At 68.1% G+C, this 17977-nt stretch carries 15 protein-coding genes; 13 read left to right on the top strand and 2 right to left on the bottom strand.

What is annotated here, in order from left to right; genetic code table 11:
* Positions 1-47 precede the first annotated feature (47 nt).
* The 9 genes from argA to ABL838_RS14525 all read left to right on the top strand — a co-directional run bounded on the left by argA (position 48) and on the right by ABL838_RS14525 (position 10338).
* A complete protein-coding gene (argA, locus tag ABL838_RS14565) occupies positions 48-1394 on the top strand; it encodes an amino-acid N-acetyltransferase (RefSeq protein WP_126019475.1) in 1347 nt (448 codons plus the stop codon).
* A 36-nt stretch (positions 1395-1430) separates the two neighbouring features.
* Entirely contained in the window at positions 1431-2069 is a 639-nt protein-coding gene (locus tag ABL838_RS14560) for a LysE family translocator (RefSeq protein WP_369658228.1), read from the top strand.
* A 71-nt stretch (positions 2070-2140) separates the two neighbouring features.
* Positions 2141-3361, top strand: coding sequence for a succinyldiaminopimelate transaminase (gene dapC / locus ABL838_RS14555; protein WP_418125731.1), 1221 nt, complete (start codon positions 2141-2143; stop codon positions 3359-3361).
* A gap of 46 nt (positions 3362-3407) precedes the next feature.
* A complete protein-coding gene (gene dapD / locus ABL838_RS14550) occupies positions 3408-4241 on the top strand; it encodes a 2,3,4,5-tetrahydropyridine-2,6-dicarboxylate N-succinyltransferase (protein WP_184638149.1) in 834 nt (277 codons plus the stop codon).
* An 84-nt stretch (positions 4242-4325) separates the two neighbouring features.
* Positions 4326-5474: a PilT/PilU family type 4a pilus ATPase gene (locus ABL838_RS14545; protein WP_418125730.1), complete on the top strand. Its 1149-nt coding sequence runs from the start codon at positions 4326-4328 to the stop codon at positions 5472-5474.
* 122 nt (positions 5475-5596) lie between these two features.
* Positions 5597-6778: a succinyl-diaminopimelate desuccinylase gene (gene dapE / locus ABL838_RS14540; RefSeq protein ID WP_418125729.1), complete on the top strand. Its 1182-nt coding sequence runs from the start codon at positions 5597-5599 to the stop codon at positions 6776-6778.
* Positions 6775-7656, top strand: a complete 882-nt coding sequence (gene prmB, locus ABL838_RS14535) for a 50S ribosomal protein L3 N(5)-glutamine methyltransferase (protein WP_418125728.1) — start codon at positions 6775-6777, stop codon at positions 7654-7656. Before dapE ends, prmB begins: the two co-directional genes overlap by 4 nt.
* 155 nt (positions 7657-7811) lie before the next feature.
* A complete protein-coding gene (locus ABL838_RS14530; protein ID WP_418125727.1) occupies positions 7812-9791 on the top strand; it encodes an ABC-F family ATP-binding cassette domain-containing protein in 1980 nt (659 codons plus the stop codon).
* Positions 9792-9834: 43 nt separating this feature from the next.
* Positions 9835-10338 carry a hypothetical protein gene (locus ABL838_RS14525; protein ID WP_126019457.1) on the top strand — a complete coding sequence of 168 codons (504 nt, stop codon included), beginning with the start codon at positions 9835-9837 and terminating at the stop codon, positions 10336-10338.
* Here ABL838_RS14525 and ABL838_RS14520 read toward each other — a convergent pair.
* Together ABL838_RS14520 and ABL838_RS14515 are read right to left on the bottom strand one after the other, a co-directional pair.
* The gene (locus ABL838_RS14520) at positions 10289-10525 is read right to left on the bottom strand and encodes a hypothetical protein (RefSeq protein ID WP_418125726.1); all 237 of its coding nucleotides are present in this window, start codon (positions 10523-10525) and stop codon (positions 10289-10291) included. The two genes, ABL838_RS14525 and ABL838_RS14520, sit on opposite strands and share 50 nt — an antisense overlap.
* Before the next feature lie 13 nt (positions 10526-10538).
* Entirely contained in the window at positions 10539-10778 is a 240-nt protein-coding gene (locus tag ABL838_RS14515) for an XRE family transcriptional regulator (protein WP_126019452.1), read from the bottom strand.
* Positions 10779-10847: 69 nt separating this feature from the next.
* On the opposite strand from ABL838_RS14515, the gene ABL838_RS14510 reads away from it, so the two are divergent.
* The 4 genes from ABL838_RS14510 (at position 10848) to ABL838_RS14495 (ending at position 17973) form a co-directional block, all read left to right on the top strand.
* Entirely contained in the window at positions 10848-11564 is a 717-nt protein-coding gene (locus ABL838_RS14510; RefSeq protein ID WP_126019449.1) for a helix-turn-helix domain-containing protein, read from the top strand.
* A gap of 489 nt (positions 11565-12053) precedes the next feature.
* Positions 12054-13664, top strand: coding sequence for an efflux transporter outer membrane subunit (locus ABL838_RS14505; protein WP_418125725.1), 1611 nt, complete (start codon positions 12054-12056; stop codon positions 13662-13664).
* Positions 13665-13703: 39 nt separating this feature from the next.
* Entirely contained in the window at positions 13704-14867 is a 1164-nt protein-coding gene (locus tag ABL838_RS14500; RefSeq protein ID WP_418125724.1) for an efflux RND transporter periplasmic adaptor subunit, read from the top strand.
* A gap of 10 nt (positions 14868-14877) precedes the next feature.
* On the top strand, positions 14878-17973 hold the full coding sequence (locus ABL838_RS14495; protein ID WP_418125723.1) for an efflux RND transporter permease subunit: 3096 nt from the start codon (positions 14878-14880) through the stop codon (positions 17971-17973).
* The last annotated feature ends 4 nt before the right edge of the window (positions 17974-17977 follow it).

Genomic DNA, 17977 nt, shown 5'->3' with positions numbered 1-17977 from the left:
CGGCCGAGTCAGGCAAATGCCCCTTCATGAATGCACAATCACGCCCCATGTCCACCGTCTTCAATTTCACCTTCGTGCCCTGGTTCCGCTCGGTCGCGCCCTACATCCACACGCACCGCGGTAAGACTTTCGTGGTCGGGCTCGCGGGCGAGGCGATCGCGGCGGGCAAGCTGCAGAACATCGCGCAAGACCTGGCGCTGATCCAGAGCATGGGCGTGAAGATCGTGCTGGTGCACGGCTTCCGCCCGCAGGTCAACGAGCAACTGGCGGCCAAGGGGCACGAGGCGAAGTACTCGCACGGCATCCGCATCACCGATGAAGTGGCGCTCGACTCCGCGCAGGAAGCCGCCGGCCAGCTGCGCTACGAGATCGAGGCCGCCTTCAGCCAGGGCCTGCCCAACACGCCGATGGCGGGTTCCACGGTGCGGGTGATCTCGGGCAACTTCATCACCGCGCGGCCCGTGGGCGTGGTCGACGGGGTGGACTTCAAGCATTCGGGCCTGGTGCGCAAGGTGGACGCCGCCGGCATCCGCCGCACGCTCGACTTCGGCGCCATGGTGCTCATGTCGCCCTTCGGCTTCTCGCCCACGGGCGAGGCCTTCAACCTGACGATGGAAGAAGTCGCCACCAGCGTGGCCATCTCGCTGCAGGCCGACAAGCTGATCTTCCTGACCGAGATTCCCGGCATCCGCATCGACAGCGAACTGCCCGAGAGCGAAGACAACCCCATCGACACCGAGCTGCCGCTGGACGCCGCCGAGAAGCTGTTGGCCTCGCTGCCGCCGCCGCAGAAGCCCACCGACACCGCCTTCTACCTGCAGCACTGCGTGAAGGCCTGCAAGGCCGGCGTGGAGCGCAACCACATCCTGCCCTTCGCCCTCGACGGCTCTCTGCTCCTGGAGGTGTACGTGCACGACGGCGTGGGCACCATGGTGATCGACGAGAAGCTCGAGAGCCTGCGCGAAGCCTCGGTGGACGACATCGGCGGCATCCTGCAGCTGATCGAGCCCTTCGAGCGCGACGGCACGCTGGTCAAGCGCGACCGCACCGAGATCGAGCGCGACATCCATCAGTACACGGTGGTCGAGCACGACGGCGTGATCTTCGGCTGCGCGGCGCTCTACCCCTACCCCGAGGCGCGCACGGCCGAGATGGCAGCGCTCACGGTGTCGCCGCAATCGCAGTCGCAGGGCGACGGCGAGCGCATCCTCAAGCACATCGAGCATCGCGCCAAGGCCATCGGCCTGGAGAGCATCTTCGTGCTCACCACGCGCACCATGCACTGGTTCCTCAAGCGCGGCTTCCAGCAGGTCAACCCCGACTGGCTGCCCGAGGCCCGCAAGCGCAAGTACAACTGGGACCGCAAGAGCCAGGTACTGGTCAAGAAGATCTAGCCCCGGCCGCCAAAGCTCAACAAGGAGACTGCCCCGATGACGCTCGCCACCGCCCTGCTCTTCGCGATCGTGGCCTTCGCCGCCATCGCCACGCCCGGGCCCACGGTGCTGCTGGCGCTCAGCAACGGCTCGCGCCACGGCGTGCGGCGTGCGCTGCCGGGGATGCTCGGTGCGGTGCTGTCCGATTTCGTGCTCGTCGGCGCGGTGGCGCTCGGCCTGGGCGCCCTGCTGGCTGCGTCGGAGTTCTGGTTCTCGATGCTGAAATGGGTGGGCGCCATCTACCTGGCCTGGCTGGGCCTGCGCATGCTGCGCTCCAGGGGCGGCTTCCACCTGCCGGCCGCCGATGCGGCGCCCTCGGCCACGGCGGGCGAGAGCCGGCGCATTTTCTTCAAGTCGTTCCTGGTGGCGGTGACCAACCCCAAGGGCTACATCTTCTGCTCGGCGCTGCTGCCGCAGTTCATCGACCCTTCGGCAGCCCAGGCGCCGCAGTACATCGTCATCGCGCTGATCTTCGCCGGCCTGGACATGGCGGTGATGCTGGCCTACGCCTTCGTCGGCGCCCGGGCGATCCGCCTCTTGACCGTGTCGGCCACGCGCTGGATCGACCGCGCCTGCGGCGGCATGCTGCTGGCCCTGGCCGGCTCGCTGGCTTTCTATCGCCGCAGCGCCGCCTGAGCCTTGCTGCCGGCCGCCGCGAGTAGCCGCTTCGCCGGGAGCGGTAACACCTGTCACCGATAATCCCGGCCATGAATCCCCTGCTTTCCCGGTTGCAACCCTACCCCTTCGAGCGGCTGAAGCAGCTGTTCGCGGGCGTCACGCCCAACCCCGAGTTCACGGCCATCAGCCTGGGCATCGGCGAACCCAAGCACGCCACGCCGGGCTTCATCAAGGACGCGCTGAGCGCCAGCCTCGGCGCGCTGGCCGCCTACCCCGCCACCGCCGGCGACCTGAAGCTGCGCACCGCCTTCACAGACTGGCTCAAGACCCGCTACAGCCTCGCCCTCGATCCGGCCACGCAGGTGCTGCCCGTCAATGGCTCGCGCGAGGCGCTCTTCTCGCTGGCCCAGACGGTGGTCGACCCGACGGCCTCGCCGCAGCCGGTGGTGATGTCACCGAATCCGTTCTATCAAATTTATGAAGGCGCGGCCCTGCTGGCCGGCGCCGAGCCGTACTACGTGCCCAGCGTGCCGGAGCGCAATTTCGCGGTCGACTGGGACAGCGTGCCCGAGGAGGTCTGGGCGCGCACCCAATTGGTGTTCGTCTGCTCGCCGGGCAACCCCACGGGCGCGGTGATGGCGCTGGACGAGTGGAAGAAGCTCTTCGCGCTCTCCGACCGCCACGGTTTCGTGATCGCGGCCGACGAGTGCTACAGCGAGATCTACTTCCGCGACGAGCCCCCGCTCAGCGGCCTCGAGGCCTCGGTCAAGCTCGGCCGGCCCGACTTCCGCAACCTGATCGCGCTGACCTCGCTGTCCAAGCGCAGCAACGTGCCCGGCCTGCGCAGCGGCTTCGTGGCGGGCGACGCGGCCATCATCAAGAAATTCCTGCTCTACCGCACCTACCACGGCAGCGCCATGAGCGGCACCGTGGCCGCCGCCAGCATCGCGGCCTGGGGCGACGAGTCGCACGTCGTCGACAACCGCGCCCAGTACCGCGCCAAGTTCGCAGCCGTCACCCCGCTGCTGGAGCCGGTGCTCGACGTGCGCCTGCCCGACGCCAGTTTCTACCTGTGGGCCGGCGTGCCCGAAGTGTGGGCTGGCGACGACGAAGCCTTCGCCCGCGCCCTTTACGCTCAATACAATGTGACGGTTCTGCCGGGGAGCTATCTGGCGCGCCAGACCACCTACGGCGCGCACAGCGTCAACCCCGGCCGGGGCCGCATCCGCATGGCGCTTGTGGCCGAAACGGCCGAATGCGTGGAGGCCGCACAGCGCATCGTGCGCTTCTGCAAGGAAGCCCGCCGCTGATCCGCCTCTCCTGGCCCCTGCTCCCATTTTTCACCCGAGACCCTCCATGACCCAGCAACTGCAACAAATCATCGACGCCGCGTGGGAAGACCGCGCCAACATCTCGGTCGCCTCGTCGCCGGCCGAAGTGCGCGACGCCGTCGAGCACGTCATCACCGAACTCAACAACGGCAAGCTGCGCGTGGCCACCCGCGAAGGCGTGGGCAAGTGGACCGTGCACCAGTGGGTCAAGAAGGCCGTGCTGCTGTCGTTCCGCCTGAAGGACAACGAGCAGATGCAGGCCGGCTCGCTCGGCTTCTACGACAAGGTGCCCACCAAGTTCTCGCACCTGTCGGCCAACGAGCTGAAGGACTCGGGCGTGCGCATCGTGCCGCCGGCCGTGGCCCGCCGCGGCAGCTTCATCGCCAAGGGCGCGATCCTGATGCCCTCGTACGTGAACATCGGCGCCTACGTGGGCGAAGGCTCCATGGTCGACACCTGGGCCACCGTGGGCTCGTGCGCGCAGGTCGGCGCTAACGTGCACCTGTCCGGCGGCGTGGGCCTGGGCGGCGTGCTGGAGCCGCTGCAGGCCAACCCGACCATCATCGAGGACAACTGCTTCATCGGCGCGCGCTCCGAAGTCGTGGAGGGCGTGATCGTCGAAGAGAACTCCGTGCTGGGCATGGGCGTGTACATCGGCCAGAGCACCCCGATCTTCAACCGCGACACCGGCGAGATCTCCTACGGCCGCGTGCCGTCGGGCAGCGTCGTCATCAGCGGCAACCTGCCCAAGAAGACCAAGTCGGGCCAGGACTACAGCACCTACGCCGCGATCATCGTGAAGACGGTCGACGCGCAGACCCGCTCCAAGACCAGCCTGAACGACCTGCTGCGCGACTGATCGCCTCCCGCCGGCCCCTCCTTTGCGGGGCCGGTCTTCTTCAGAGCCCCAGAGAAAACAAACAGCACCCGAGGAGAGAGACCGATGAACATGATGGAACGGCTTCTTCGTCTGATGGCCGAACGCAAGGCCTCCGACATCTATCTCTCGGCCCACTCGCCGGTGCTGATCCGCATCAACGGCATCTGCCTGCCGGTCAACGCGCAGGTGCTGCCGCCCACGGCGCCGCTGGCGCTGCTGTCCGAGGTGGTGCCCGCCGGGCGCATCCAGGAGCTGGAGAGCACGGGCGAGCTGAACATGGCGGTGCACATCGAGGGCGCCGGCAACTACCGCATCAGCGCCATGCGCCAGCGCGGCACCTACGCGGTGGTGGTGCGGCACATCGCCTCCACCATTCCCAGCTTCGACGAGCTGAACCTGCCCGACATCCTGAAGACGCTCATCATGGAAAAGCGCGGGCTGATCCTGATGGTCGGCGCCACTGGCGCGGGCAAGACCACCACGCTGGCCTCGATGCTGGACTACCGCAACGAGCACGCCAGCGGCCACATCCTCACGGTCGAGGAGCCGATCGAGTTCACCTACACCAACAAGAAGTCGGTGGTGAACCAGCGCGACGTGGGCAGCGACACCACCTCGCTGCAGACGGCGCTGAAGAACGCGCTGCGCCAGGCGCCCGACGTGATCCAGATCGGCGAGATCCGCGACCGCGACACCATGTCCGCCGCCATCGCCTACGCGCAGTCGGGCCACCTCTGCGTGGCCACGCTGCATGCCAACAACAGCTACCGCGCGCTGAACCGCATCCTGAGCTTCTACCCCGTCGAGGTGCGCCCCACGCTGCTGGGCGACCTGGGCGGCGCGCTGCGCGCCATCGTGTCGCAGCGCCTGCTGCGCACGCCGACCGGCGGCCGCGTGCCGGCGCTCGAAGTCATGCTCAACACCGCGCTGGTGGCCGAGCTGATCGAGAAGGGCGACTTCTCCGGCGTGAAGGAGGCGATGGAAAAGTCGATGGCCGAAGGCTCGCAGACCTTCGAGGAAGACATCGCCCGCCTCATCGTCGAAGAGCGCATCACCCGCGAAGAGGGCCTGTCGCAGGCCGACTCGCCCACCAACCTCATGTGGCGCCTGCAGAACCGCGCGGCGCCCAAGCCTCACGTCGACGACCGCCACCTCACGGACCAGGTCGACGAACCCACTTTCACCGACATCACACTAGACGTCAAATTCTGACTCTCCCCCAGGCTGCGCGCACTTCGTGTCGCTTCGCCACCCCCTCGCAGGGGGCAACACCAGCGGCCCGGCAAAGCCGGTTCCGCGGTGTTCCTGGAAGAGTCACCCTCCATTCCTGTGCCATGTCCCGAACCCTCCAGCTAGCCGAACAACTCATCTCGCGCCCTTCCGTCACCCCTGACGACGCGGGCTGCCAGCAGATCCTCGGCGAGCGGCTGGCGCGGCTGGGCTTCACGCTGGAGACCATCGAGAGCGGCCCGGCCGACTTCCGGGTGACCAACCTGTGGGCGGTGCGCCGTCCCGCGAACGCCCAGGCCGCCACGAAGACGCTGGTGTTCGCCGGCCACACCGACGTGGTGCCCACCGGTCCCGTCGAGCAGTGGGCCAGCCACCCCTTCACGCCCACGCACCGCGACGGCAAGCTCTACGGCCGCGGCGCCTGCGACATGAAGACCTCGGTCGCGGCCTTCGTGACCTCCATCGAAGACTTCTTGCAGGCCGTGCCCGAGCCGCGGCTCACGCTGGCCATGCTGCTCACCAGCGATGAGGAAGGCCCCGGCGTCGACGGCACGGTAGTCGTCTGCAACGCACTGGCCGCGCGCGGCGAGACCATCGACTACTGCATCGTCGGCGAGCCCACGGCCGTGGAGCGCTGCGGCGACATGATCAAGAACGGCCGCCGCGGCACCATGAGCGGCAAGCTCACGGTCAGGGGCGTGCAGGGCCACATCGCCTATCCGCACCTGGCGAAGAACCCGGTGCATGCGGTCGCGCCCGCGCTGGCCGAGCTGGTGGCCATCAACGCCGCCGGCGGCTGGGACGCGGCGAGCAACCCGTACTTCCAGCCGACCAGCTGGCAGATCAGCAACTTCCACGCGGGCACCGGCGCGAGCAACGTGATCCCGGGAAGCGCGGTGATCGACTTCAACTTCCGCTTCTCGACCGAATCCACGCCCGAGTCGCTGCAGCAGCGCGTGCACGCCGTGCTCGATGCGCACCAGGTCGACTACACCCTGGCCTGGACCATCGGCGGCCTGCCCTTCCTGACCACGCCGGGTGAGCTGGTGGAGGCGGTGCAGGGCGCCATCCGCGAAGAAACGGGCATCGAGACCGAGCTTTCGACCAGCGGCGGCACCAGCGACGCACGCTTCATCGCCAAGATCTGCAGGCAGGTGGTCGAACTGGGCCCGGTGAACGCCAGCATCCACAAGATCGACGAGCACATCGAAGTGGCCGAGATCGAGACGCTGAAGAACATCTACCTGCGCGCCCTGAAGCGGCTGGACGGCGCGCTCGCCGGATGAGCACCGTCATCGAACTCATCGAGTCGGGCGCGAAGCGGCTGGAAGAAGCCGGCGTCGCATTCGGCCACGGAACCGCCAACGCCTTCGACGAAGCTGCCTGGCTGGTCTTGTGGCGCCTGAAGCTGCCGCTGGACGACCTCGACGGCGTGGCCGACAGGGCCGTCTCGCCCGCCGACGCCGGCAAGGTGGCGGCTCTCATCGAAGAGCGGATTTCCACGCGCAAGCCCGCCGCCTACCTCACCAAGGAAGCCTGGCTGCAGGGCGTGCCCTTCTACGTGGACGAGCGCGCCATCGTGCCTCGCAGCTTCATCGCCGAGCTGATCGCCGACGGAACCATCGACTACTGGCTGGGCGAACACACGCAGCGCGTGCTCGACCTGTGCACCGGCAACGGCTCCCTTGCCGTGCTCGCCGCGCTCACCTACCCGGAAGTGACGGTGGACGCGGGCGACCTGTCGGTGCAGGCGCTCGAAGTGGCGGCCATCAACGTCACCCGCCACGAGCTGGACTCGCGCGTGAGGCTGGTCGAATCCGACGGATTGAAGAACCTGCCCGGCCCCTACGACCTGGTGCTGTGCAACCCGCCCTACGTGAACAGCGCCAGCATGGCCGCCCTGCCCGCCGAATATCGCGCCGAGCCCGAGCTGGCGCTGGCCGGCGGCACCGACGGCATGGATTTCGTGCGGCAGCTGTTCGCCGACGCGCCCTCGCGCATGAGCGAGCGCGCAGTGCTGGTGCTGGAGATCGGCAACGAGCGCGAATACTTCGAGGCGGCATTTCCGCAGCTCGAAGTCTTCTGGCTCGAAACCTCGGCGGGCGAAGACCAGGTTCTGCTCGTGACGCGCGATGCCCTGGTGGCCGGCGCCGGCGTGCGTTAGCTGCGCCCGCCGCGCCTCCTTCAGCCGCCTTCTCGCAGCCATTGGCTGCGAAACCCCATTCACCGGGCGATCGATGCCGATTTCCCCGTGCCTTTGCCCCTTTTTCCGGGGCTCCGGAGGCCGGGCGGGATAATCGCCCCTACGGTTCCTCTTTCATGATCACTCTCAAGAACGTCATTCTTCGCCGCAGCGCCAAGGTCCTGCTCGACGGCGCCACGGTCACCCTCAACCCCGGCGAGAAGGTCGGGCTGGTGGGCCGCAACGGCGCCGGCAAGTCGACCCTTTTCGCCCTGCTCAACGGCACGCTGCACGAAGACGGCGGCGATTTCTCCATTCCCAAGCAGTGGCGCATGGCCCAGGTGGCGCAGAACATGCCCGAGACCGAGGAGTCGGCCACCGACTTCGTGGTTGGCGGCGACACCCGCCTGACCGAGCTGCGCGAGCAGCTGGCCGCCATCGAGGCCGCCTACGCCGAGAACCCCGACGACGCGGACATCGGCATGCAGCTTGCCCACGCCTACACCGACCTGGCCGACGCCGGCGAGCACGACGCCGTGCCGCGCGCGCAGGCGCTGATCCTCGGGCTGGGCTTCAAGACGCACGAGCTCGACGCGCCCGTCAACAGCTTCTCCGGCGGCTGGCGCATGCGCCTGCAACTGGCTCGCGCGCTGATGTGCCCGAGCGACCTGCTGCTGCTGGACGAACCCACCAACCACCTGGACCTGGACGCGCTGGTGTGGCTCGAAGCCTGGCTGCAGAAGTACCCGGGCACCATGATCGTCATCAGCCACGACCGCGAGTTCCTCGACGCCGTGACCGACGTCACCCTGCACATCGCCAACGCCCAGCTCACGCGCTACGGCGGCAACTACAGCAAGTTCGAGGACATGCGCGCGCTGCAGATGGAGCAGCAGCAGCAGGCCTTCGCCAAACAGCAGGAAAAGATCGCCCACCTGCAGAAGTTCATCGACCGCTTCAAGGCCAAGGCCAGCAAGGCCAAGCAGGCGCAGAGCCGGGTCAAGGCGCTGGAGCGCATGGAACGCGTGGCGCCGCTCCTGGCCGAAGCCGACTTCAGCTTCGAGTTCAAGGAGCCGGGCAACATCCCGAACCCGATGCTGTCGATCAGCAATGCGAGCTTCGGCTACGTCGTGGAAGACGCCGAGCCCAAGACCATCCTGCGCGGCGTCAACCGCTCGGTGCTGGCGGGCCAGCGCATCGGCATACTGGGCGCCAACGGCCAGGGCAAGTCGACGCTGGTGAAGACCATCGCGCGCGAGATGGGGGCGCTGGCGGGCCAGGTCACCGAGGGCAAGGGCCTGAACATCGGCTACTTCGCGCAGCAGGAGCTCGACGTGCTGCACCCCGGGAGCAACCCGCTGGAGCACATGGTGCGCCTGGCGCGCGAGCTCGGCGGCAACGCCCGGGAGCCCTCGGGCGAACAGGCGCTGCGCGGCTACCTGGGCAGCTTCAATTTCAGCGGCGACATGGTCAAGCAGCCCGTGGGCACCATGAGCGGCGGCGAGAAGGCCCGCCTCGTGCTCGCGATGATGGTGTGGCAGCGCCCCAACCTGCTGCTGCTCGACGAGCCGACGAACCACCTGGACCTCGCCACCCGCGAGGCGCTGGCCGTGGCGCTCAACGAGTTCGAGGGCACGCTGATGCTGGTGAGCCACGACCGCGCGCTGCTGCGCTCGGTGTGCGACGAGTTCTGGCTGGTGGGCCGCGGCGTGGTCGGCGACTTCGAAGGCGACCTCGACGACTACCAGCGCTACCTGCTCGACGAGTCCAAGCGACTGCGCGAGGAAGCCAAGGTGGCGGTGCGCGAGGCCGAAGCCGCCGCGGCACCGGCCGCCGCAGCCACGCCCGCGCCCCAGCAGCGCAAGCAGGATGCCCAGGAGCGCCAGCAGCGCAGCGACCAGGCCAAGCCGATCAAGCGCGAGATCGCCCAGATCGACGAGCGCCTGGCCAAGGCCGGCACCGAGCGTGCCGAACTTGAAGCGCGGCTGGCCCAGCCGCTGCCCGCCGGCGAGATCGCCGAGGCCGGCAAGCGGCTGAAGGCGCTCAACGACGAAATCGGCCGCCTCGAGGAGCGCTGGCTGGCCCTTTCGGACCAGTTGGAAGCCCTGGCGGCCTGAACCGCAAGGCCACGCAGGCAGGAAGAAGGAAGGGAGCCGCCGGATGCCGTCAGCCATCGAACTGGCCCGGGGCGATGAAAAGCTCATCGCTGCCGTCCACCGCAGCCGCCGCCTCATCAGCCGCAAGGCGCTGATGGCGGCAGCGGCCAGCGCGGTTCCCCTGCCCGGCCTGGACTGGATGGCCGACGCCGCGTTGCTCTCGCGGCTGGTGCCGCAGATCAGCGCCGAGTTCGGCCTTTCGGTCACGCAGGTCGAGAAGCTCGCGCCGCACCAGCGCGAGCGCATCCAGAAGGCCGCGACCACGGTGGGCGCGCTGCTGGTCGGCAGGCTGGTCACGCGCGACCTGCTGCTGCGCCTCGCCAGGCACGCGGGCGTGCGCCTCACGGCCAAGCAGGCAACCAAGTACGTGCCCATCGCCGGGCAGGTGGTGTCGGCCGCGCTCGGCTACGCGGCGCTGCGCGCCCTCGGCGAACAGCACATCAAGGACTGCGTCCGGGTCAGTACCACCCTCGCTCTCGCGCCGCCCGAACCGCACGCGAGCGCCTGAGCGCCTCGCCGTCGAAGAGCACCTGCGCCGCCCACGCCGCGCAGACCAGCCCGAAGCAGCCGCCGCCCGCAAAGGCCGGGCGCGCCGCGATCAGCCCGAAGGCAAGCCCCGCGAGGGACAGCAGCGCCAGCAGCACGCAAAGCGTGCGGTCGAACCACAGGCCCGACGGCCATAGTTGACGGCGCATCGCGCGCTCATCGCTACGGCTGCTTTTTCTTCTCGGGCTGGCGGAAGGCCTCCGGCCCGGGCTTGAGCGCTTCCTCCTTCACCCGCTGCTCGTAGGCGGCCACCAGCGCGACGTAGTGGCGCGACATCACGTCGGCCACCCGGCCCAGGCCGATCTTGGAGACCGTCGGCTGGGGAATTCCCGTTCTCTCTTCGATCTGCTTCTGCGTGAGGCCCATGGCCCTCAGCGCCAGAACCAACTCCCGTGGCTTCATTCTTTCCTCCCTTTTCTTACTATTCTAGAGTTTGAGAAGAATATTCGTTTGGGCTTAAATCCCCACTCGATGGACAGCATTGCCAAACGCGCCCTTGCCGCGCGCAAATTCGCCAAGATGACGCAGAAGCAGGCCGAAGCGGTCTCGGGCGTCAAGCAATCCAGCATTTCCAAGATCGAACGAGGCGACGTCACCCGCTCCATGAGCGTGCTGGCCCTGGCGCGCGCCTACCGTGCCGATCCGAACTGGCTGGACACCGGCGACGGCCCCGCCCCGTGGGACGAAGACCAGCTCCGCCAGGCCCGCGACCGGGTCAGCGAACCGCTCGGCCCCTATCGGGTGACGCACACGCCGCCGTCCATTCCCAGCTTCAACCCGCGCACGCCGGGCACGGTGCCGCTCATCTCCTGGGCCGACGCAGCCAACTGGGACAGCCACGAGATCTCGCAGCAGCCGCACGCCGAGCGCTGGATTCCCTGCATCGCCCACCACAGCCTCCAGAGCTATGCGCTGCGCGTTCGCGGCGACAGCATGACCTCCACCAGCGGCCTGCTGAAGAGCTACCCGCCAGGCTCCATCGTGTTCGTCGATACCGCACTGAGAAAGCCCGACGACGGCGAACGCGTCATCGCGAAGCTCGATGACAGCGACGAGGTCACCTTCAAGGTGTTCAAGCAGGACGACGGCCGCCGCTGGCTGCTGCCGCTGAACCCGAAGCACGAGCCGGTACGCACGTCCTTCACCGTGCTGGGCACCGTTGTCGGCAAGTGGGAAGACGAAGACTGAGCGAGGACCGGTCGCGAGCGCGATTGACGCGTCCGGCGAAGAATGAGCCGGAAATTAGCGTGGAACAGGATTCCGTCGAGGTCAGGTTGCGTGCAGGTTCGGAAGCGATATTCATGGCTCTCCCTGTGGCCTGCATCCTCTGATCCTCCCTCCTCCAGCAGGTCACCTTCGAGCCCGCCTTCGTGCGGGCTTTTTTTTTGTCTGGATGTTGCTCGCCCCCAGGCTGCGCGGCACTGCGTGCCGCTTCGCCAACCCCCTACCGGGGGCAACACCTGAGGCCCGGCAAAGCCGGTTCCTCGGTGTTCCTGGCATTGGGGCAGCGGTGAGGCTTGCGCCGCGCCTCGGGGTGGTGCGTTTGGCGCCTTGCCCGTACATTTCGCGCCGTGCAGATCCTGTTTCGTCGCAACGGCCTCGCAACGCGGGGCGACGGCTACGAGACTTCGGGAAAGTCAGGCAGCCCGGGCGTTCCGGGTGTACAACCGCTGCCCCATGCAATATCAAGAAAACAATGCGTTGGAGGATCACCCCGGTTCGTCGTTGCGCGCTGCGCCTGCGCGCTCGCGGCCGGGGTGGCCCGTTCAGGGTGCCGTGCTCGGCGTCGTCCTGCTGCTGGTGGGCGGCTGCGCGGTCGGGCCGGATTTCAAGACGCCCGATCTTCCCGCCGCCGCCAGCGGTGCCGACTACACCCCCGCGCCGATGCCGGCGCGCACCGCGAAGTCCGACGTGCCGGCCGGACAGGCCCAGGAACTGCTGCCGGGCCGTGACATCCCGGCCCAGTGGTGGGAGGTGTTCCGCTCCGACCAGCTCGACCGGCTGATCCGCGCCTCGCTCGAACAGAGCCCCACGCTGGCGTCCGCGCAGGCCGCGCTGCGGCAGGCCGAAGCCACCTATGACGCGAAGTCGGGCAACCTGCTGTGGCCGCAGGTCACGGCGCAACTGGGCGCGCAGCGCGAGCGGGCCTCCGAGGTCAGCACGCAGGTGCCGGGCGGCCAGCTGCTCACGCTGTACAACGCCTCGGTCAACGTCAGCTACAACCTCGACGTGTTCGGCGGCTCGCGCCGGCAGATCGAGGGCGCGCAGGCCGCAGTGGAAGCTCAGCGCTACCAGGTGGAGGCGACCTACCTCACGCTCACTTCGAACCTCGTCACCACCGCGATCCGCGAAGCCGCGCTGCGCGGCCAGCTGCAGGCCACGCGCGAGGTGCTGCAGGCGCAGCGCGAGCAGCTGGGCGTGATCGAAAAGCAGTTCGACACCGGCGCGATCCCGAAGTCGATCGTGCTGCAGCAGCGCACGCAGGTCGCGCAGACGCAGGCCACATTGCCGCCCCTGGAGAAATCGCTCGCGCAGACGCGCCATCAGCTCGCGGTGTTCGCGGGCCGCCTGCCGTCTGAGCAGGGCCTGCCCGAGTTCGATCTCGCCAGCCTCTCGCTGCCGCAGGAGCTGCCGCTGTCGCTGCCCTCCGAGCTCGCGCGCCAGCGGCCCGACGTGCGCGCCAGCGAGGCGCAGCTGCACCAGGCCAGCGCCGCAGTCGGCGTGGCCACGGCGAATCTCTATCCGCAGATACAGCTCAGTGCCAGCTACGGCAACACCTCCTTGCGCGCACGCGACCTGTTCACCGGGCCGACCACGCTGTGGAACATCGGCGCCGGGCTCACGCAGCCGATCTTCAACGGCGGCGCCCTGCGCGCGCAGCAGCGCGCCGCCATCGCGGCCTACGACTCGGCTGCGGCGCAATACCGCAACACCGTGCTCGGCGCCTTCCAGAACGTGGCCGACGCATTGCGCGCGCTCGAACTCGACGCCGCCGCGCTGCAGACCCAGGCCACGGCCGAATCGCTCGCGAGGCAGTCGCTCGACCTGTCGACCGCGCAGTTCCGCGCCGGCGCGGTGAGCTACGTGACGCTTCTCACCGCCCAGCAGGCCTGGCTGCAGACGCACACCGCATTGGCGCAGGCGCAGGCCGCGCGCTATGCCGACACGGCCGCCCTCTTCCAGGCGCTGGGCGGCGGCTGGTGGAACCGCGGCGCGCTGGCCGACGCGGCGATCGCACCGGGGCAGCCCGCGCAACCTGCACAGCAAGCCGCCGCGCCGCAGAACTGAGCGGCCCCGAACACTCCAAAAACTCCAAGAAAACAATCTATGACCCGAAGAATGATCATCATGATCGGCTGCGTACTGCTGCTGGTCGCCGTGCTCGCGTTCGGCAAGTTCATGCAGATCCGCGCGCTGATCGCTGCCGTGCCCAAGCCGGCGCCGCAGACGGTGTCGACGGCCGAGGTGCAGAAGCTGCAGTGGCAGTCGCAGTTCACGGCAGTCGGCACGCTGAACCCGGTGCGCGGCGCCGACCTGAGCACCGAAGTGGCCGGGCTGGTGCGCACGGTGCACTTCAAGTCGGGCCAGGATGTGAAGGCCGGCACGCTGCTGGTCGAGCTCAATGCCGATTCCGACATCGCCCTGCTGCACTCGGCCGAAGCCGCCGCCGCGCAGGCCGCCATCGTGCTCAAGCGCGACCAGGCGCAGCTCGCGGTGCAGGCCGTGAGCCAGGCGCAGATCGACGCCGACACCAACGACCTGAAGGCCAAGCGTGCGCAGGTCGAGCAGCAGGCCGCGGTGGTGGCGAAGAAGTCGATCCGCGCGCCCTTCTCGGGCCGCCTGGGCATCACCACGCTGAACCCCGGCCAGTACGTGAACGCGGGCGACAAGCTGGTCACGCTGCAGACGCTGGACCCGATCTACGTCGACTTCGCCCTGCCGCAGCAGCAGCTCGCGGGGCTGGCGGTGGGCCAGGTGGTGAACCTGTCGGTCGACACTTTCCCGGGCCAGGGCTTCAGCGGCAAGATCAACGCGATCAGCCCGAAGGTAGACGCCGCCACGCGCAACGTGCAGGTCGAGGCCACCGTCTCCAACCCGAAGCAGCTCCTGCTGCCCGGCATGTTCGCCAACGTGAAGATCGACGTGGGCGGCGTGCAGGAGCAGCTCACGCTGCCGTCCACCGCCGTCACCTACAACCCGTACGGCTCGACCGTGTACGTGGTGAAGGAGGCCGAGCCGCCCAAGGAAGGTGCCGCAGGTGCTCCCGCCCAGCCAGCCAGCCCTTCGGGCGCGAAGCAGCTCGTCGCTCAGCAGGTGTTCGTCGAGACCGGCGCCACGCGCGGCGACCAGATCGCCATCGTCAAGGGCCTCACGGCCGGCCAGGTGGTGGTGAGCAGCGGGCAGAACAAGCTGAAGAACGGCACGCCGGTGGTGGTGGACAACAGCGTCCAGCCCGCCAACAACCCGGCGCCGACGCCGCAGGAAAAGTGAGGTCGCCCGCATGAACTTCACGGACATCTTCATCCGCCGGCCGGTGCTGGCGATGGTGGTGAGCATGCTGATCGTGGTGCTCGGGCTGCGCGCGCTGGCCGGCCTGCCGGTCAACCAGTACCCGAAGACCGAGAACGGCGTGGTCACCATCACCACCGCCTACTACGGCGCGGACGCGGCCACGGTCGCGGGCTTCATCACGCAGCCGCTGGAGGCCGCCGTGTCGCAGGCGCAGGGCATCGACTACCTGTCGTCGTCCAGCAGCCTTGGCGTGTCGACCATCACCGCCACGCTGCGGCTGAACTACGACTCCAACCGCGCGCTGACCGAGATCAACACGCAGGTCAATTCGGTGCGCAACCAGCTGCCGCCGCAGGCGCAGCAGCCGGTGCTGACGGTGGCCACGGGCCAGACCACCGACGCGATGTACATCGGCTTCTACAGCGACACCCTGCCCAACAACAACGTCACCGACTTCCTGGTGCGGGTGGTGCAGCCCAAGCTCAACGCCATTCCGGGCGTGCAGACCGCCGAGATCCTCGGCGCGCGCACCTTCGCGCTGCGGGCCTGGCTCGACGCGCAGAAGATGGCCGCCTACGGCGTGACCGCCACCGACGTGAGCGCGGCGCTGGCCGCCAACAACTACCTCGCGGCCGTCGGCCAGAGCAAGGGCCAGATGGTGAGCGTGCCTCTCACGGCCGGCACCTCGCTGCACAGCGTGGACGAGTTCAAGCAGCTGTCGGTGAAGAGCTCCAACGGCGCGATCGTGCGGCTGCAGGACGTGGCCAACGTGACCCTGGGCTCGGAGAACTACGACTTCAACGTGGCCTTCAACGGCGTGCGTTCGGTGTTCATCGGCATCAAGGTCGCGCCGGAGGCCAACATCCTCGACGTGGCCAAGCAGGTGCGCACGGTGTTCCCCGACATCCAGTCCCAGCTGCCCACCGGCCTGACGGGCAAGATCGTCTACGACTCGACCGACTTCATCAACACGTCCATCAGCGAAGTGATCAAGACGCTGGTGGAGGCGCTGGTCATCGTGACGGTGGTGATCTACCTGTTCCTGGGCAGCCTGCGCGCGGTGGTGGTGCCGGTGATCGCGATGCCGCTGTCGCTGATCGGCACCTTCTTCATCATGCTGGCGCTGGGCTACTCGATCAACCTGCTCACGCTGCTGGCGCTGGTGCTGGCCATCGGGCTGGTGGTGGACGACGCGATCATCGTGGTGGAGAACGTCGACCGGCACATGCGAGAGGGCAAGTCGCCCATGCAGGCCTCGCTGCTCGCGGCGCGTGAACTGGGCGGGCCGATCCTTGCCATGACGGTGGTGCTGGTGGCGGTGTACGTGCCCATCGGCTTCCAGGGCGGGCTGACCGGCTCGCTCTTCACCGAGTTCGCCTTCACGCTGGCCGGCTCGGTGGTGGTGTCGGGCATCGTGGCGCTCACGCTGTCGCCGATGATGTGCTCGCGCTTCTTCAAGCCCGAGCAGGACAGCGGCAAGTTCGCGATGAAGATCGAGCACGTCTTCGAGCGCGTGCACCACCGCTACCAGCTGATATTGCGCGGCGTGCTCAAGACCTGGCCGGTGATGATCGTCATGGGCGCGATCCTGGTGGCGCTGCTGTTCGTGATGTTCAAGATGTCGAAGTCGGAGCTCGCGCCCGAGGAAGACCAGGGCATCGTGCTGTCGCAGGTGGTGGGCGCGCCCACGGCCACCATCAACCAGATGCAGACGTATGCGGACCAGATCTTCAAGATCGCGCACGACACGCCCGAGTACGCGCAGCTCTTCCAGCTGACCGGCGTGCCCAGCACCAACGCAGGCATCGCGGGCGTGCTGCTCAAGCCCTGGGACGAGCGCACGCGCAGCGCGCACGACATCCAGACCGACCTGCAGAAGCGCTGGAACGGCATCGCCGGCGCGAAGGTGGTGGCCTTCCAGTTCCCGGCGCTGCCGGGCGCCTCGGGCCTGCCGGTGCAGTTCGTCATCAAGACGACCGAGCCCTTCGAGAACCTGAATGCCCTCGCCCAGCAGATCATGGACAAGGCGCGCGCCGACGGAAAGTTCTACTACATCGACGCCGACCTGAAGATCGACCTGCCGCAGGCCTCCGTGGTGGTCGACCGCGACAAGATCGCCACGCTGGGCATCACGCAGCAGGACGTGGGCAACGCGATGGGGGCGGCGCTGGGCGGCGCCTACGTCAACTACTTCTCCATCTCGGGCCGCTCGTACAAGGTGATCCCGCAGGTGCAGCAGGTCGACCGGCTGAACCCGTCGGACGTGCTGAACTTCTACATCAAGACGCCCAGCGGCGTGGTGCCGGCCAGCACGGTGGCGAGCCTGAAGTACAGCGTGCAGCCGGAGACGGTGAACCACTTCCAGCAGCTGAACTCCGTGACCATCCAGGGCGTGCCCAGCGGCACGCAGGGCGAGACGCTGGAGTACCTGCGCGGCCTGGTGCAGCAGATGGCGCCCAGCGGCTACACGGTGGACTACTCGGGCCAGTCGCGACAGTTCGTGCAGGAGTCGGGCAACTTCGCCATCACCTTCGTGTTCGCGCTGATCATCGTGTTCCTGGCGCTGGCGGCGCAGTTCGAGAGCTTCCGCGACCCGGTGGTGATCCTGGTGTCGGTGCCGCTGGCGCTCTTCGGCGCGATGATCTTCATCTTCTGGGGCTTCGCCTCGATGAACATCTACACGCAGGTGGGCCTGGTGACGCTGATGGGCCTCATCAGCAAGCACGGAATCCTGATCGTCGAGGTGGCCAACCGCCTGCAGAAGCAGGGCCTGAGCAAGCTCGACGCCATCGTGGAAGCCGCCGGCACCCGACTGCGCCCCATCCTGATGACGACCGCCGCCATGGTCTTCGGCGTGCTGCCGCTGGTGATCGCCTCAGGCGCCGGCGCCGCGGGCCGCAAGGCGATGGGCATCGTGATCTTCAGCGGACTTTCCATCGGCACGCTGTTCACGCTCTTCGTGGTGCCGGCGATGTACCTCTTCATCGCCGCGCGGCACCAGAAGGAAGAAGGCCCGGGCGAGGAACCTGCCAGCGGTGCAACGCCGCCGGCCGCGCTGCCGGGCAGCGTGGCACCCGAGGCCTGAGCGG

Origin of the sequence: Variovorax sp. 160MFSha2.1, assembly GCF_048305075.1 — a bacterium.
GTDB lineage: Bacteria > Pseudomonadota > Gammaproteobacteria > Burkholderiales > Burkholderiaceae_C > Variovorax > Variovorax guangxiensis.
This window is presented reverse-complemented; position numbering and strand designations above follow the sequence as displayed.

Coding starts and splice junctions, on each gene's coding strand:
- dapC (WP_418125731.1), top strand. CDS start 2,141: ATGAATCCCCTGCTTTCCCGGTTGCAACCCTACCCCTTCGAGCGGCTG.
- ABL838_RS14530 (WP_418125727.1), top strand. CDS start 7,812: ATGATCACTCTCAAGAACGTCATTCTTCGCCGCAGCGCCAAGGTCCTG.
- prmB (WP_418125728.1), top strand. CDS start 6,775: ATGAGCACCGTCATCGAACTCATCGAGTCGGGCGCGAAGCGGCTGGAA.
- ABL838_RS14520 (WP_418125726.1), bottom strand. CDS start 10,525: ATGCGCCGTCAACTATGGCCGTCGGGCCTGTGGTTCGACCGCACGCTT.
- ABL838_RS14515 (WP_126019452.1), bottom strand. CDS start 10,778: ATGAAGCCACGGGAGTTGGTTCTGGCGCTGAGGGCCATGGGCCTCACG.
- ABL838_RS14505 (WP_418125725.1), top strand. CDS start 12,054: ATGCAATATCAAGAAAACAATGCGTTGGAGGATCACCCCGGTTCGTCG.
- argA (WP_126019475.1), top strand. CDS start 48: ATGTCCACCGTCTTCAATTTCACCTTCGTGCCCTGGTTCCGCTCGGTC.
- ABL838_RS14525 (WP_126019457.1), top strand. CDS start 9,835: ATGCCGTCAGCCATCGAACTGGCCCGGGGCGATGAAAAGCTCATCGCT.
- ABL838_RS14545 (WP_418125730.1), top strand. CDS start 4,326: ATGAACATGATGGAACGGCTTCTTCGTCTGATGGCCGAACGCAAGGCC.
- dapD (WP_184638149.1), top strand. CDS start 3,408: ATGACCCAGCAACTGCAACAAATCATCGACGCCGCGTGGGAAGACCGC.
- ABL838_RS14560 (WP_369658228.1), top strand. CDS start 1,431: ATGACGCTCGCCACCGCCCTGCTCTTCGCGATCGTGGCCTTCGCCGCC.
- ABL838_RS14510 (WP_126019449.1), top strand. CDS start 10,848: ATGGACAGCATTGCCAAACGCGCCCTTGCCGCGCGCAAATTCGCCAAG.
- ABL838_RS14500 (WP_418125724.1), top strand. CDS start 13,704: ATGACCCGAAGAATGATCATCATGATCGGCTGCGTACTGCTGCTGGTC.
- dapE (WP_418125729.1), top strand. CDS start 5,597: ATGTCCCGAACCCTCCAGCTAGCCGAACAACTCATCTCGCGCCCTTCC.
- ABL838_RS14495 (WP_418125723.1), top strand. CDS start 14,878: ATGAACTTCACGGACATCTTCATCCGCCGGCCGGTGCTGGCGATGGTG.